The sequence below is a fragment of the Bradyrhizobium sp. Ai1a-2 genome, from assembly GCF_000426245.1.
Classification (GTDB): Bacteria; Pseudomonadota; Alphaproteobacteria; order Rhizobiales; family Xanthobacteraceae; genus Bradyrhizobium.
In genome coordinates this window covers 37,928-54,072 of record NZ_AUEZ01000020.1, presented here as the reverse complement: position 1 = coordinate 54,072, position 16,145 = coordinate 37,928, and the positions used below count along the sequence as shown (strand labels likewise).

Genomic DNA, 16,145 nt, shown 5'->3' with positions numbered 1-16,145 from the left:
TCGGCGGCGTGCTTGTCTGAACTCCGGTGCTTGCTCTCAAATCGAGAAAGCTTTCAATTGCTGCTTGCTGACACGAAAGAGCTGGACGCTCGGCGCAAATCAAGTCCATCAGAATTTCGGCCTGATCACGCGATGCGGATGATCGTCGTACTTGCGAGAAGATAGGTCTCGCCGGTGCGAAACCGCAGGCGGATGTCTCCGTTCTCGAGCATCTGCCATTCTGCATAGCCGTCGGCCACGAGCCGGCGGAAATAGGCCATCACCCGAGCCTTCGCCGGATCGGTGTGAACGAGGCCTGCGATCGCATCGGGAATTATCCTGGTGCGGCGGCGCTTCTCGCGCTTGGTCCTTGCGTCCAATGCACCCCGAGGAAACATCGTCTGAAGCGTTCCTTCCGCCAGTCGATCGGCGTCGGCGATCACCAGCGAGTTCAATAGGCACGCATCGACCACCTGAATGATCGAATAAGTGCACGAGACCGCAACCCGGACACTCCGAATATTGCTTTCAAACTCGCAGACACCGGCCGGGGAATGCGCTCCGGGGGCCGCTTTGGCGGCGGCGATGTTCATTTGCCTCGCGGGGATTCCCGCTCGAGCAGTGCACGCCTGCGTTCGACGCCCCAGGCATAGCCCGAGAGCGAGCCGTCTTTCCGGACGACGCGATGGCAGGGAATGGCGACAGCGAGCTTGTTCGCCGCGCATGCGCCGGCCACCGCGCGCACCGCGTTCGGGGAGCCGATACGCTGCGCGATTTCGGCATAGGAAACCGCTTCGCCGACGGGAATCTCCTGCAGCGCCCGCCACACGCGTTGCTGGAAGGCGGTGCCGCGGACGTCGAGCGGAAGGTCCAGGCCGATCCCCGGCGCTTCAACAAAGCCGACGACTCGGGCAACCAGCGCCTCATAGTCGCGATCACCGCCAATGAGATGCGCTTTCGGGAAACGATCCTGGAGATCGCGGACGAGCTCGTCCGGATCGTCGCCCAAGAGGATCGCGGCCACGCCCTTTGTGCTCGAGGCGACCAGGATCGCGCCGAGAGAGGTCTGCCCGACGGCGAACTTGATCTCCTCGTTCGTACCCCCGGCGCGGTACCGCGACGGCGTCATGCCGAGCATGTCCGTCGACTTCTCATAGAAGCGTCCGCTGGAATTGAAGCCGGCGTCGTAGATCGCCTCGGTGACCGAGTTGCCGGCGGCCAACCCCTGACGAACCTTCCTGGCGCGGCGGGCAGCGGCGTATTCCTTCGGTGTCAGGCCGGTCGTGGCCTTGAACATGCGATGAAAATAACTCGGACTCCGGCCGATCGCCGCCGCCAATTGCTCCAGCGAAGGCTCTTCTTCACTCTCCTCGATGATCCGGCACACCTTCGACACCAGCGCCGCGTTCTCGGCTTCAGTCGAAAGGCCGTCCGGATTGCAACGCCTGCAAGGGCGGAAACCTGTTGCCCGGGCGCTTTCCAGGCTGTCGTGGAACTGCACATTCCTGGGGTTCGGGATCCGGGAGGGACAGGAGGGCCGGCAATAGACGCCCGTCGTTGCGACCGAGTACCAAAGATGGCCGTCGGCCGTCTTGTCACGCGCAACAACGCGTGCCCATCGAGGATCATCCACCACCGACGGGCGCGTTGACTTCGGGATATTGGCCGGCGTCGCAGTCATCTTGTTTCTCATATGGTGCTGGATCGATCGTGCCGCCAATTCCCGCTTGATGCACTCCGATCCTTGCTTTTGAATTCGATTGCGTGTGCCGACAGCCGAATCATCATCGGCTTGACGGGTTCCGCGGCGGCAGGGCCCAAAGCAAATAAGGCCCGCACGGCCGTGCGGGCCTTATTCAATGGCCGGGCGTGAGCCACCTAGGCCGCCTTGAGAAGCCCGAGCTGGGTCAACGCGGTCACGCCGTCGTCGAGGCCGACCTCCTGGACAATCTTGCCGTCGATCACCTTCAGCACCGTGGTGCCGGTGAAATGCATCTTGCGGCCCGTCGCGGCCGGCAGGCCGCCGACCAGGAAGTCATTGAAGGCCGGCCCGGTATGGGTGCCCCCACCTTCCCATTGGCCGACGACGTAGTCACCCTCGGCGATCAGATCCGCCGTGCCCCAGAAATTGAGATCGGGGAACGCAGCACGGAAATCGGTCATGAATGCCTTGATGTCGGCGCGGCCACGCCGGGGTTCATGCAGCGAGTATTTGAGCAGCATATCGGACGCGGCGATCTCGTCGATGACCGCAAGATTGACGTCCTTGCCCCAGAACTCCGTAAACCAGCGACCGACAACGGCCTTGTTATCTTCTTCCTTGCTCATTGGAATGGCTCCTGTGTCTCGAAGGGATCGCCGACATCGATCGGCGACCTGAACGAAGACCTACGCTTGACTGAAGGAAGCCAAACTCCGGTTCTTGCCCTGAAATCGAAAGCGGAGACGGCGCAGCTGCCGGCGCGATGCGGACAGACATCACGGCCTGCGCGAGGTTGGAAAGATGCGGCGGCCCGAGCCTGACCTCGTTGGGCCGTGCTACGCCTCAACGATCTCCTGAACGACGGGCACGCGCGTATGCATGCCACGTTCATGGAGATGCTGCGTTGGGGTGCGGTCCACAAGCAGGCTGAGCAGTTCCGGCCGGCTGTAGTGACCGCGGGAATCCATCAGGCGTTTTCGCTGACCGATCAGCGCGAAGTCGAGATCCGCGATCACCTCACCCTCGCCCGAGCGAAGCGGTTCTCCGATCAATTGCCCATCCGGAGCCACAATTGCGGTGAAGCAGCCACCCGAGATCGGCCCGATGCTGCAGCCGGTATCCTCCATGATTCGTGCCTGCTGATCCGGGCTGAGCCAGGCGGTCGCATTTACCACGAAGCATGCGGATTCCAGCGCATGTTGCCGGACATTGATCTGCGTTTGTTCGGAGAACAGGTCGCCCGCAAACGAGCCGGGGTACATCGAAGAGTGGATTTGCTCGCCATCGGCTATCAAGGCATAGCGCGCGAGCGGATTGTAATGCTCCCAACAAGCGAGCTGTCCGATACGACCCACTGCGCTGTCGACGGCACGCAGCCCCGACCCGTCGCCCTGTCCCCAGATCATACGCTCATGGTAGGTTGGGGTAATTTTTCGGCGGCGTTGAATCAGCGTTCCGTCGGAGTCAAACAATAGTTGCGTGTTGTACAGGCTTCCTCCGTCACGCTCGTTGACGCCGATCGACGCCACCAAACCCGCCTGCCGGCACGCCTCGCTGATCGCGCTTGTAACTTCCGAGGGAACGGTGACCGCCTGGTCGATCAAGCGAAGGTGTTCCTTACCGACATTGAGCTGAAAAGCCGACTGCACGAACGAGAAGTACGGATAGTAAGGAACGACCGTTTCGGGAAACGTCGCGAACTGTACACCTCGACGTCCGAGCTCGGCGATTTTCCCGATGACTTTTTCGACCGTGCCCGCACGGCTATATAGGACCGGGCTGATTTGCACTGCGGCAGCTCTTACTTTTCTCATGGTCTGGTTCCTTATATTGTATATACAACATCAACTGGTAGAAGCTTGCCTAGTATACGCTTCGCACGTCGTCAGAGCGCCTTGGCAATGCTCTTGACAGCCGCCACGCCACTCTCGCCCAGCAGGTCCTTTCCGAGCTTTTGCGCAGCACGCCATGCTGGCGCGGCGTCGCTCAACAGCTTTCTGCCCGCCTTGGTTATCGCAATAGCCCGGCTGCGCCCCCGAGAATTGGGCGCCGTTTCCGTGATCCAGCCCTCCGACAGCATCAACTGAAGATTTCGCGTTAGCGTCGATCTTTCCTGATGATTTTGCCGTCCGATCTCGGCGCGGCTCGCCTCGCCAAGCCGTGCGATCACAACCAGAAGCGAAAACTGAGGTGCGTTGATGCCGAATGGCCGAAGCTCCTGATCATAGATACTGGTGATGACCCGTGAAATCTGCCGCGTCCGCGTCAGAAGGCACTCCCGGTTTATCTCGTTTGTCAAAGCGTCGATCATTAGTGTTCCAGCTTGCTACGTCCTAAGTATAGTGTATATGCAACATGACGCAACGATTGTTCTCCGCCTTATGAAGATGTTGTCGCAGTCGTCGCAACTCATTGGAATCCTGAAGCCGCTGGTCGATCATTTGCGGACCTCGATGTTTTTCTGCCCTTTTTCAACCTGGTCAATGACAAGCAACTTGACCGGCGCCGACCCCTCAGCCTTGCCTGTGTGCCATTGTCCCACCGCCTCAATGACAAACGCGCCAGGTCCGTACAGATCGCTTCTGCCGGTTGCGGTGTAGGTTACACGAAGCTTCCCGGACAACACATAGCCATATCGCGGGTACATGTGCCGATGTTCCGGCAGAACGGTGCCTGGAGCGATCTCGTACACGGACACATTTACCTGCGGGTCGGTGAGCGACAGGACCAGCGGTTGGCCAATCGCGGTTGCCGATGTCGCCAAGATCGGCTTCTCCACGACGCCGCCCTCAGCTGCTTGCGATGGCGCGGCTAACATCATTAAGACCGAACTTAGCTGTGCGAATTTCATCGTGTTCTCCCGTCGGCGTTTCGTCGACGCATATTGTTGCATCTACAACATTGCAGCGTAACGTCGACGCCATGCATTCCCACCCGGCCCCTTTCGATAACGTGGATTATGTGTTGTATCTACAACATCGTGTCAATACTCTTGAGGATTTCTGCAATCACCATTCAGTGTAGCCGAAGATGCTGTGCGCCAAGCGCTTGTTACGACCCGCAGGCGAACCCGGACGGCCGCGTGCACACGGCGTGAAACTTCCGGCGGCCAACAGCATGCTCAGACCGATGGACCCTCTTTGGTTCGGCACAGATCAGCCATTGCGCCTTCGCACTCCGGCAAGCTGGGATGGAAGAAGACCGTAGGTCTTGCGATATATCTCCGCAAAACGTCCCATATGCGTGAAGCCCCATTTCAGGGCGACTTCAGAGACAGGCAGAATGTTGTCCGAAGACGTAAGCTCCAGATGCGCGGCCTCGAGCCGGATGCGACGCAAGTAGGCGACCGGTGTTGCACCGTAGTGCGCCTGGAAAGCCGTCTGCAACGTCCGTACGCTAATACCCGCTGCGGCTGCAGCGTCGCTCATGGTAAAGGGTCGATGAATGTTGGAATGCATGTAATCGACCGCCCGCCGAAGGTGGCGCATGGTTGGTTCAGATGGCTCCCGCAATTTGCCGGACGTCAGTCTCTCGAGCACCAGCAAGAGCAAGGACTCGCTCAGCAGCGCCATCGCGATGGGAGAGCGCCCCTGAAGATCTTCATCAAGAACGGCGGACACTACCGCTTGCGCGGAGTGATAAAGTGATTGCGTCATCGTCTCCGTCAGATGATGGAGCATCAGCGGAGTGAGGTCCTGAAAAGAGAGCTTTTCGTCGAATGTCGAAAGAGCCTGCATCAATTCCGGGCGCTCGAACCGTAGCGCTCTCATTGCATGAGTCCCCTCGGTGGAAATTCGGCTTGGCGCATCCGTCAGATGCGTAAATAGAGATCCTGGAAACGCTCGGCAGGCACCGTGCCTACCAATTGCAGCAACAGTGCCAATGACCGGCTGCGAGACGTGCAAGGTCTCCGCGGAGTAATTGAGTGTTATGGAGTAGCCGTGGCTACCCTGCACTCGCCAGCAGGTCAGGCCGTTGACCGTGGCGAAGTTGGCTCGCCACGAGAATTGCCGCCCGGCCTTCTCCGGCTCGGCCGAAATTTCAGGCAAGAATATCGAGAGACAGTCTAGATATGTATCGAAACCAACCCCACGCTTGTCTTGGGAACCAACACGCGAAAACGAACTCATAATTGCAAACAGGCCATACCGTAATTGTTTCGCGATTAGTTGAAATTCTCCGGTTAAGCAACGCGGTGCCACGAGCTGTCAATTTTAACGGTGGCTATCCAATTCACGCGAGATATGGCCAAAACGCGCAGCGCCCGCGCGTTGGTAACATCTCATTTAGTAACGCTGCGTACGGAGGCTCTGCATACGTGGCAGCTGACGTAAATGGCGGCCCCTGCTTACGTTCGCCGACAACCCGGGAAATGTTGGCATCATCAAGATCACAAGCAAACGGATGCATCTTGAACAGGGACGCGACTCTCTGTTCGTCTCGAGTCGACAGGCCATCAAACGATCGATGGCGGCAGCAGGAGAAATGAGGTGAATGTTCGCAATATTGTGAAAGCAGTTGCCTCCCTGTTTGGAAACGAATCCGAGGAACGAAGCGCTCGCGAAGGACATCTTCGTCGAAGCGATCAACAACATCTGCATCCGCCGGCCACGGCTCGGGAGAAGGTGGCCCGGCAAGGACAAGAATCCGCTGACGATGAAAACGTCAGGTTTGATGAAGCTCTCTCGGCTCTGGTCGACGCGCGACAGAGTCTTGTTGCCGGTTCCCTTGAACTCATCGGACTTGATGACGTTCGCGATGCTCTCGGGACGCAATGGACGTTATTCCAGGATATCGTGATCGAGCTGGCGCAGGAGGAGCTTCGCCGGTCTCTCGATCCTTCCGACACTTTTCGCAAGCACGGCGACGCCAGCTTTCTCATTCACTTCGGCCGCCTCGACAGGGAGGCCGCGGAGGAGCGGTCGAGGTACATTGTCAGCCAGGTAAAACGACGCATTGTCGAGATGATACCGGAACTTGCTCAATCCATTTCAATTCGATCGTTCGTTGCGGCTATCGATCCATCAGAGATTGATCAATCAGGAGTCGGGCTGGCTGACGCGCTGTTCGCGCGGCTCACAAATATGCGTTTTGACGTCATTGCCGATCTTCGACGGCGCAGAAGGTCTCTCGATCAGAACACAACGATTCTGTTCTCGCCCATCTGGAGCGTGCAACGAGAATTGGCGCTCCTGCATCACTGCCGCGCGAATGTATTGCGGCAGAGCCATGTATCGGCACGCTGGCAGGAATTGGTGGATCCCCAGGAAGCTGCAAGCATCGTGGCAGAGATCGACTATCTGGCGTTCACGAAGTCGGTGGAGGTTCTGCACGGGCTACAACGGTACAATCGCCCCACTCCTCTCCTCATCCCCGTGGACATGCGGACTGTCCTGTCCGACACGACCGGCCACGAATATTTCAGGCTATTGAGTGTCGTTCCAGACGCCTACCGGAAATACGTCTTACTGGAGGTGTGCAAGGTCGACGCAGACAAGACCATTGGCGATATCTACGACATCATCAAAAGGTTCCAAGCACATGTAAACGGTGTCGTGGTCCGTCTCCCGCTCGACGACAGACGGATAACCGAAATCGCAGCGAGCGGGGCCTGGGGACTATCAACCAGTATTGCTGATGTGGACGTCCTGGACCGATCTTCAATCGATCTATTAGAACGATTTGCAACAGCAGACGGCGTCAAGGGCGTGAACGCGATCGCCTGTGGCGCAAATTCCATTGGACTCACGGTGGCAGCCCTCAATGCCGGCTTCGCTTTCATCGAGGGAGCCGCCGTGAGCCCTCCTGCCAAGGAGCCCCGGGCCACATTCCGTTTGCGCGCACAATCGCTGTCGCTCGCTCAGGTAAGAGCACACCAAAAGACGGCTGGATAATTTAAGAACAGGCGAAATCGCCAGGAAAATGAATTTCATGATCGAGGCAGCGACAACTGACCGACAACTTCATATTGCCCTCATTACCGAGACCCCTGAACGGACAAGACCGCTCGCATCCATACTGAGCCAAACCTGCGACGTTCACTTGCTGCCGCCGGCGATTGATCCTCTTGTCATCGATAATTTCGCTTCTTGCGTCGTCCTCGACGTTGATCTTTCGTCAACGCAGGTCATCCGAGAGCTTCAACCTGCTCGCTCGGCAATTCTTGCACGTTCGCTGCCCAGCGTCCTCGTTATCGACAAGAGCATCGGAGAACGCGCTCTTGCCGAAAAGATACGTCTCGCAAAGACGTTCGGCGTACGCAATTACATCGATCATCCATTCGATGCCGATCAAGTTCGACGGATATTTGCTCCAATACATGACGCGCACGCCAGGTCCGAAGCGGCGTCGCGAAACAAGATCGTGCTACGAGGCGTTTTCGCTGCTCAGAATGAGCTGGCGCGGATAATGGAGGCGCCGCACAACAAGAGCTCGTTTTCATTCGGAACTCTCGAAGCCAACACTCCGCTTATCCTGGAGGCGCTCGATGCCTGGGGAATTGGTTCTTGGATCGAAACTGTGCGGAGGCATCACGGCGGCACCTACAGACACAGCCTGTTAGTGACCGGATTTGCCGTTGCGTTCGCGCAGAAGCTGAAGATGCGCCCCAAAGACCAACAACGGATCGCGCACGCAGCGCTGCTGCACGATGTCGGAAAATCGTTCATTCCAATTGATATTCTCGACAAGCCGGGAAAACTGACCGACGACGAGATGGAGCTGATAAGGAAGCATCCCCGATACGGATATGACCTGCTCACGCAACAGGGCGGTTTCCCGGTCGAGATCCTTGATTGCGTGCTCCATCACCATGAGTTGCTCGATGGATCCGGTTATCCGGATCATCTTCGCGCCGCGCAGATTGCAGATCTCGTACGCATCATCACGATTGCCGATATTTTTTCTGCACTGGTGGAAGATCGACCCTACCGCCAATCGCTGCCGCCAATGAAGGCCTTCGGCATCATGGAGGATATGGGAAACAAGCTCGACGGTGATCTACTCAACGCATTCCGTCCCGTTGTCGAGGATACGGCGTGATCTGGCCGTAGATTGCGCGCACAAGCCTCCACCCGGGGGCGCCGATCGGAGACCTTGCGGGCTCCTAACATCGTCCCTTTTTTGTGATCGACAACATTTAAATGTTTAATTGACGTTCTAATTAAACAACTTAAATATTTTAAATAAATATCACTCCGGATGTTACTTAATCGATTTTTCGCGGGTGATTGCCATGCTCCCAGAGAAGCCGAGCGTTTCATCTGTGAAGGCCCAGCCGCACCTCGCGGAGACCAATTATAGCCTTCATGATCTCACCGCTACAGTGGCCGGCCTTCCGACCGCCGGGATTGTCCTGAAAGCCGATCAATTCACGGCCGCGGAAACCGCGGCGCTGAGCTTCGCGCCGATACCGCAGCTGTCCGGAGACGCGTCGCCCTGGAACGGGGTGGTGTTTTACGTTCCGCAAGACTGCGGTCGGCTGCCGATCGCGCCGCTTGCCGACCTACCTGCCGGCTTGACCGGGGACACGCCTGTGGCGATCACGGAGCTGCCCTCTAACGGGTCAGTATTCCTGGCCAATGCAAAGATCGCCGTCGCCCGCGGTCAGGTCATCACCGCTGCGCAACTATGCGGTTTGACGTTCAGCCCGGCTGCGGACGCGGTCGGACAGATTTCTCGGCTGCGCTATTGCAGCGCGGACCAGGGATTCACGGGAGAAGTTCTGCTGGTTGTTGGTCCCGATGCGGCCACTGCCAGTCGAACGAAGGCCGATACGGCGGGCGGCAGCAACTCGGTCGCGCCGCTGGCTCTTGCTCTGCTGCTGGAGACAGGTCTTTCGTCCCTGAGCTCGACGCAAGCTGCGGCTGCGGTCGATCCTAACGACCGCTTGCCACCGGCTTCCCCGGCGCCCTCGGGCCGGTCGGCCGAGTTGGCGGGTCAAGTCTTTCATCAAGCGGCAGCTCCCGTGCCCGGCCACAGCGTCGGTGCGGCATCCGCAATCCTGGCGCAGTCGGCGACAACAGACACGACGAGTTCGACCGGAACGAATGCGTCCCCGCCCGACCAGACACCCCACCATCGTATCGGTTCGAGCACTCCTCCAGATTCCGGCAGCCTTACATTGGCGCCGCTGCCGTCGAGCGATCTGCCGAAGACGACGTTGCTTAACCCACCGACGGCAACGACGACGTCAGCGTCGACGTTCAATCCCGCTGCGGCAGTAACGGCGAGCCTCCTGAATCAAGACCCGAAGATCGGTCCGATGTTGTCCGCAGCGTCGGCGCGCACCCCTGCGAGTACAACCACGCATTGGACCAATTCCGGCGGCGGGTCCTGGAATGTCGCGACGAACTGGAGTGCCGGTGTCCCTCGGCTTGCCGATAACGTGGTGATGGATGCGGCTGGAGCTTATACCGTCACGAGCACGGGCAATGTCGACATAAATAGCCTGGTCGTCGATGCGGGTGTGACTTTGTCGTCCAATCCCGGCGCGCAATTCACTGTCGAAGGCAGCGTAGTCGACAACGGGATCATCCAGGCCGGCCCGTTCAATGGAAATCAAATTTCCCACGTAGATATCAAAGGCAATATCAGTGGCACCGGATCGTTCGATATTTCAAACCAGGCTGTCCTCGAGATCGGAGGTGCTGTTTCCGGACAACTAACAAACGGATCGTTTTCCGGGATAACCGTATCTTTCGACTCAGGAAATGGTGAGCTCGTCCTCGATCATTCGGCGCAGTTCCGCGGCATGATCGCGAGCTCGTCGCAGGGGGCGCCGCTTTCGGCAAATCAGCTCATCGATTTGAAGGACCTTGCGTTCACATCGTCGATGTCGACATCTGTTCAGTACGACATTGCCTCAAATACCAGCACGGTAGACTTCAGCAACGGTTCTGCCACGGTCTCCTTGCTATTTGCTGGAAAGGATCCAAGCTGGACTCCGAGTAGCGACGGGCATGGCGGCACTGTTGTCGCCGATCCATCTGGCACGAATCCGATTGCGCTGGAGAACGCGTTACCGGGCACGCCGATGAGCGTCTGGTCGGTCGCTCCCGGTGCAGATTCGACTAAGCTCGAAGGATTTACGTCCGCGATCAGCACCAATATCGGCGCCGCGGTGCAGTTCAAGATCGATAATCTGACGGGCAGTCCGAACTATCAAATCCAGATCTATCGACTGGGGTACTACGGAGGAGACGGCGCCCGTCTCATCACAACCCTGCAGCATCAGGGTGCGTCATCGATCGTCCAACCGGCACCGATCACGAATGCTGCGACCGGGGAGGTCGACGCCGGCAATTGGAGCGTCACCGATACATGGACCATTCCGACCACGGCCGTGTCGGGTGTTTATGTCGCCGACGTCGTCCAAGGCAATCAGGTTTTCCAGATTCCCTTCATCGTCAAGGATCCCAACTCCACAAGCGACATCGTCTTTCAAACATCTGATGAGACCTGGCAGGCTTACAACGGGTGGGGCGGCGCCAACCTCTATGGAGGCAACGGTCCGTCCAATCCTCCTGGCCAAGCCGCCGGCGCGGCCTACGCGGTCAGTTACAACCGCCCGATCATGACCCGGGACGGCGTAGGTCAGTATGCGGATGCAAATGATACGTTGTTTGGAGGCGAATACCCCGCAATCTACTGGTTGGAAGAAAACGGTTACAACGTAAGTTACATTTCGGGCATGGATACAGCGACCAATGGCGCGTTGCTGCTCAACCACAAGGTGTTCATGGATGCCGGACACGATGAATACTGGACCGATAGCCAGGTCGCGAATGTTCAGGCCGCTGCGAACGCTGGCGTCAACCTCGTGTTCCTCAGCGGCAACGAGATCTTCTGGCAGACCCAGTTCGCACCGAGCATAGATGGCAGCAGTACGGCCAATCGTACGCTGGTCTCCTACAAGGACAGCCACGTTGAGAAGCTAATCAACCCCACCGGAAAGGGAACGGGCACCTTTGAGGCCCCCACCAATTGGGGCGGCGCCGCCATGCCGTCCAACGCGCTGACAGGAACCGTGTTCTCGGTTGACGAGAACGGGAGTCTTGGGACGATCAAGATTCCCTACAGCATGACCCAGTTGCGTTTCTGGCGCAATACAAGCGTCGCGGCCACGGCATCCGGCCAGACGGCTTCGCTGGAAAACGGCCTTCTGGGATATGAATGGGACTCCTCTCCTGATAACGGCTTCATGCCTGCCGGCCTGATTGACCTCTCTTCGACGACAGTCCAGGAACCTTCAGCGTTCAACACGGAGTTCGGGAACGTCGACACAAGCGGTACCGCAACCCACAATCTGGTCGAGTACCGTAATCCCACCAGCGGCGCGCTGGTGTTCGGAGCGGGCACTGTCTTCTGGTCATGGGGCCTGTCAAACCAGCACGACCCTTCGTCGGATGGCAATCAGACAAACAGCGACCCGAACGTCCAACAGGCAATGGTGAATCTATTTGCGGACATGGGCGTCCAGCCCCAGACGCTGCAGGCAAGTCTGCTGATCGCGAGCCAGTCGACCGATCACACCGCGCCCACGTCCAAGATCACCAACGTGTCATCCACGTCCGTGGTCGAAGGCCAAACCGTGACCGCGAGCGGTACCGCGACTGACGTCGGCGGCGTGGTTGGCGGCGTTCAGATTTCGACCGACGGTGGAAAAACGTGGCACGTGACGAGCGGTCAAATTGGCACGCAAACTGTCAATTGGAGCTACACTTTCAATGCGCCGGCCTCGGGGACGTACAGCATCGAAACCCGAGCGGTCGATGACAGCCTAAATCTCGAAACACCGGGTCCCGGCGTGTCGTACAAGGTTTCACCGTCCACTTCCCTCAGCCTGTTTAGCTCCAGCGCTACGCCCGCTACGGCGGACGCAAATGATACGAACGCCGTGGAAGTCGGCTTCAAGTTCACGTCAAGCAGCAACGGCCAAATCACCGGGATCCGCTTCTATAAGGGGTCCCTGAACACCGGCGCCCATGTGGTCGATCTTTGGAGCGCCAGCGGCACGCTGCTGGCGACCGCCACATCCACCAACGAGACCGCCAGTGGCTGGCAACAGGTCAACTTTTCCAGTCCTGTGAGCATTAGTGCAGGCTCGACCTATGTCGCCTCGTACCACATGACCAAGGGCGAATACTCCGATACGCCCTACTATTTTGACACTCTCCAAAATCCGACAAACGGATCTCTTTCCGCAACGGCCGATGGTCTGAATGGCGTTTACGCCTATTCCTCAGGGAGTATCTTCCCCACCAATATCCCTGTCTCGGGCGACAACTACTGGGTCGATGTCGTCCTTAATGATACTGGCTCGACGACCGAAACGCCGCCGGTGCTCGTGACCCAGACCGCGAACCAGAATGCGGTCGTCGGCTCGGCCTTCTCGCTGACGCTAGCTGGCACCTTCAACGATCCCGATGGCGGCGCCCTCACCTACTCGGCAACCGGCTTGAACGGCGCGGCGCTTCCCTCATGGCTGACATTCAACGCGGCGACGCAAACGTTCAGCGGCACGCCGGCATCGGCCAATGTCGGCACCCTTGGCGTCCAGGTTTCGGCCACCGATCCCGCCGGCCTCTCTGCCAGTGAGACCTTCAATATCGCCGTGACCACGACACCCACGACGGTGAGCCTGTTCACCACGTCGAACACCCCGACGCAGACCAGTTTGAATGATGGCTCCGCGCTCGAGGTCGGGATGAAGTTCACCTCGTCCACTGCCGGCCAGATCACCGCGCTCAAGTTCTACCGCAGTCCCGGCGATACCGGCACCGATCTCCTCGACCTGTGGAGTTCGACCGGCACCAAGCTTGCCAGCGCAACCTTCACCAACACCACCGCAAGCGGCTGGCAGACCGTGACCTTGGCGACGCCGGTCTCGATCACCGCCAACACCACCTATGTCGCGTCCTACCACACAAACGGCGCGTACGTAGCGACCAGCAATTTCTTCACCAACGCCGTATCGAGCGGCGCGCTGACGGCGCCCTCCTCCGCCTCGTCCGGCGGCAACGGGGTTTACTCCTATGGCGGCACCAGCACCGCCGGCATCTTCCCGACCAGCACCTTCAGCGCCTCCAACTACTACGCCGACGTGGTGTTCTCGCCTGGCTCGACGACCGACACGCCGCCGGTGCTCGTGACCCAGACCGCCAACCAGAATGCGGTCGTCGGCTCGGCCTTCTCGCTGACGCTGCCCGCCGGCACCTTCAATGACCCCGATGGCGGCGCTCTCACTTACTCGGCAACCGGCCTGAACGGCGCGGCGCTTCCCACATGGCTGACCTTCAACGCGGCAACGCGAACATTCAGCGGCACGCCCGCATCGGCGAATGTCGGCACTCTCGGCGTCCAGGTTTCGGCCACCGATCCGGCCGGCCTCTCCGCCAGCGAGACTTTCAATATCGCCGTGGCGACCGACACGCCGCCGGTGCTGGTGACCCAGACTGCCAACCAGAATGCGGTCGTCGGCTCGGCCTTCTCGCTGACGCTGCCCGCCGGCACCTTCAATGATCCCGATGGCGACGCCCTCACCTATGCGGCAACCGGCCTGAACGGCACAGCGCTGCCCACATGGCTGACGTTCAACGCGGCGACGCGAACGTTCAGCGGCACGCCCGCATCGGCGAATGTCGGCACCGCCGGCGTCCAGGTTTCCGCCACCGACCCTGCCGGCCTTTCTGCCAGCGAGACTTTCAACATCGCCGTAACTTCGACACCCGCGACGGTGAGCCTGTTCACCGCCTCGAACACCCCGACGCAGACCAGCTTGAACGACGGCTCGCCGATCGAGGTCGGGATGAAGTTCACCTCGTCGACTGCCGGCCAGATCACCGCGCTCAAGTTCTATCGCAGTCCCGGCGATACCGGCCCCGATCTCCTCGACCTGTGGACCTCGACCGGCACCAAGCTGGCCAGCGCCACCTTCACCAACACCACCGCAAGCGGCTGGCAGACCGTGCCCTTGGCGACGCCGGTCTCGATCGCCGCCAACACCACCTATGTCACGTCCTATCACACAAACGGCGAGTATGCAGCGACCAGCAACTTCTTCACCAACGCGCTCACGAGCGGAGCTCTGACGGCGCCATCCAGCGCTACGTCAGGCGGCAATGGCGTCTATGCTTATGGAGGAACGAACTCGGCCGGACTCTTCCCGACCAACACTTTCAGCTCCACCAACTACTACGCCGATGTGGTGTTTCAACCTCAGCTCGCCGCGTGAAGATGTTTCGAGTTCGTTGTGACCACTGCTGAGGTGATCGCGACGCCCCCGCGCCTCGATAATCTCCCGAACGACGAGGTGCGCGAGCTACGCTGTTGGAGCGAAGAACACGACCCGGAGCAGATGCGTGTAGTCGGATTCGAACACCATGATCGCCACGAATACCAGCACCAGCACCGGCGGAAGCAGGATGGCATAGGCCAAGGCCAGCCGCTCCCAGGCCATGTGCATGAAGACAGCGACGATCAGACCGGCTTTCAAGATCATGAACAGCACGATCAGCGACCATCTGAGATGGCCGTGGATGCCAAAGTAGTCGACCAGATAGGAGCAGGTACTGAGGACGAACAGCCATCCCCAGACCATGAGGTAGAGCTTGATCGGGTGCTGCTGGCCCTTTGTTTGCGTGGCTCCCGGCGCATGGGCCTCATGGGCGTGAACGTGCAGCGAAGGTTGTTGGCCTTCCACATGTATCGCGGCTTCTGTCATGCACCGACCTCACCAAAGATAGAAAAAAGCAAAGATGAAGACCCACACGAGATCGACGAAGTGCCAGTACAGGCCGGTGATTTCGACGATCTCGTAATGTCCTTTCCGGCTTGTGAAAAAGCCGCGCCTTTCGACATCGAAGTCTCCCCGCAAGACCTTGCGTGCGATAGCGATCAGGAAAATCACGCCGATGGTCACGTGGGTGCCGTGAAAGCCGGTGATCATGAAAAAACTGGCACCAAACTGCGGCGCGCCCCACGGATTGCCCCATGGCCGGACACCCTCCATGATCAGCTTGGTCCATTCGAAAGCCTGCATTCCGACGAACGTTGCGCCAAATGCGGCGGTGGCCAGCATCAAGGCTGCCGTTCTGACGCGATCGCGGCGATAACCGAAATTGACGGCCATCGCCATCGTGCCGCTGCTGCTGATCAGGACGAAGGTCATGATGGCGATCAGGATGAGCGGGATGTGCTGACCGCCGATGTTGAGGGCAAAGACTTCGCTAGGGTTGGGCCACGGTACCGTCGTGGACATTCGCGCCGTCATGTATGACAGCAGGAAGCAACTGAAGATGAAGGTGTCGCTCAGGAGGAAGATCCACATCATGGCCTTCCCCCAGGAGACATTCTTGAACGCGCGCTGATCCGAGGACCAGTCGGCAGCGATCCCGCGCCAGCCTGGGAGCCGCGCGGGCGATGCTCCGATGTTTGTCAGTGCGGTCTCTGCCATCGGTCCCTG

The 16,145-nt window shown here is 59.1% G+C and carries 12 protein-coding genes; 3 read left to right on the top strand and 9 right to left on the bottom strand.

Annotation, left to right across the window (positions count from 1 at the left end):
• Positions 1-125: 125 nt before the first annotated feature.
• The 7 genes from K288_RS45600 to K288_RS50600 all read right to left on the bottom strand — a co-directional run bounded on the left by K288_RS45600 (position 126) and on the right by K288_RS50600 (position 5,730).
• The gene (locus K288_RS45600) at positions 126-572 is read right to left on the bottom strand and encodes a hypothetical protein (RefSeq protein ID WP_043159957.1); all 447 of its coding nucleotides are present in this window, start codon (positions 570-572) and stop codon (positions 126-128) included.
• Positions 569-1,660, bottom strand: coding sequence for a bifunctional DNA-binding transcriptional regulator/O6-methylguanine-DNA methyltransferase Ada (gene ada, locus K288_RS0115865; RefSeq protein WP_027580449.1), 1,092 nt, complete (start codon positions 1,658-1,660; stop codon positions 569-571). The genes K288_RS45600 and ada overlap by 4 nt, the downstream gene beginning before the upstream one ends.
• A 197-nt stretch (positions 1,661-1,857) precedes the next feature.
• The gene (locus tag K288_RS0115860; protein WP_027580448.1) at positions 1,858-2,307 is read right to left on the bottom strand and encodes an ester cyclase; all 450 of its coding nucleotides are present in this window, start codon (positions 2,305-2,307) and stop codon (positions 1,858-1,860) included.
• Positions 2,308-2,517: 210 nt separating this feature from the next.
• Positions 2,518-3,495, bottom strand: a complete 978-nt coding sequence (locus K288_RS0115855; RefSeq protein WP_027580447.1) for a nitrilase-related carbon-nitrogen hydrolase — start codon at positions 3,493-3,495, stop codon at positions 2,518-2,520.
• 71 nt (positions 3,496-3,566) lie between these two features.
• Entirely contained in the window at positions 3,567-3,992 is a 426-nt protein-coding gene (locus K288_RS0115850; RefSeq protein WP_027580446.1) for a MarR family transcriptional regulator, read from the bottom strand.
• Between the two features lie 126 nt (positions 3,993-4,118).
• Entirely contained in the window at positions 4,119-4,532 is a 414-nt protein-coding gene (locus K288_RS0115845; protein WP_027580445.1) for a cupin domain-containing protein, read from the bottom strand.
• A gap of 304 nt (positions 4,533-4,836) precedes the next feature.
• Positions 4,837-5,730 (bottom strand): helix-turn-helix transcriptional regulator, encoded by an 894-nt coding sequence (locus K288_RS50600; RefSeq protein WP_160168974.1) that lies wholly within the window; start codon positions 5,728-5,730, stop codon positions 4,837-4,839.
• A gap of 441 nt (positions 5,731-6,171) precedes the next feature.
• Between K288_RS50600 and K288_RS0115830 the strand changes: the two genes are divergently transcribed.
• The 3 genes from K288_RS0115830 to K288_RS45590 all read left to right on the top strand — a co-directional run bounded on the left by K288_RS0115830 (position 6,172) and on the right by K288_RS45590 (position 14,915).
• On the top strand, positions 6,172-7,575 hold the full coding sequence (locus tag K288_RS0115830) for a hypothetical protein (protein ID WP_152535533.1): 1,404 nt from the start codon (positions 6,172-6,174) through the stop codon (positions 7,573-7,575).
• 37 nt (positions 7,576-7,612) lie between these two features.
• Positions 7,613-8,722 carry an HD domain-containing phosphohydrolase gene (locus tag K288_RS54710; RefSeq protein WP_244443153.1) on the top strand — a complete coding sequence of 370 codons (1,110 nt, stop codon included), beginning with the start codon at positions 7,613-7,615 and terminating at the stop codon, positions 8,720-8,722.
• Between the two features lie 193 nt (positions 8,723-8,915).
• Positions 8,916-14,915 carry a DUF4082 domain-containing protein gene (locus tag K288_RS45590; protein WP_244443155.1) on the top strand — a complete coding sequence of 2,000 codons (6,000 nt, stop codon included), beginning with the start codon at positions 8,916-8,918 and terminating at the stop codon, positions 14,913-14,915.
• Positions 14,916-15,002: 87 nt separating this feature from the next.
• On the opposite strand, the gene K288_RS0115815 is transcribed toward K288_RS45590, so the two are convergent.
• Positions 15,003-15,404, bottom strand: a complete 402-nt coding sequence (locus K288_RS0115815) for a cytochrome C oxidase subunit IV family protein (RefSeq protein WP_027580441.1) — start codon at positions 15,402-15,404, stop codon at positions 15,003-15,005.
• A 9-nt stretch (positions 15,405-15,413) separates the two neighbouring features.
• A complete protein-coding gene (locus K288_RS0115810) occupies positions 15,414-16,136 on the bottom strand; it encodes a heme-copper oxidase subunit III family protein (protein ID WP_027580440.1) in 723 nt (240 codons plus the stop codon).
• Positions 16,137-16,145: the final 9 nt, after the last annotated feature.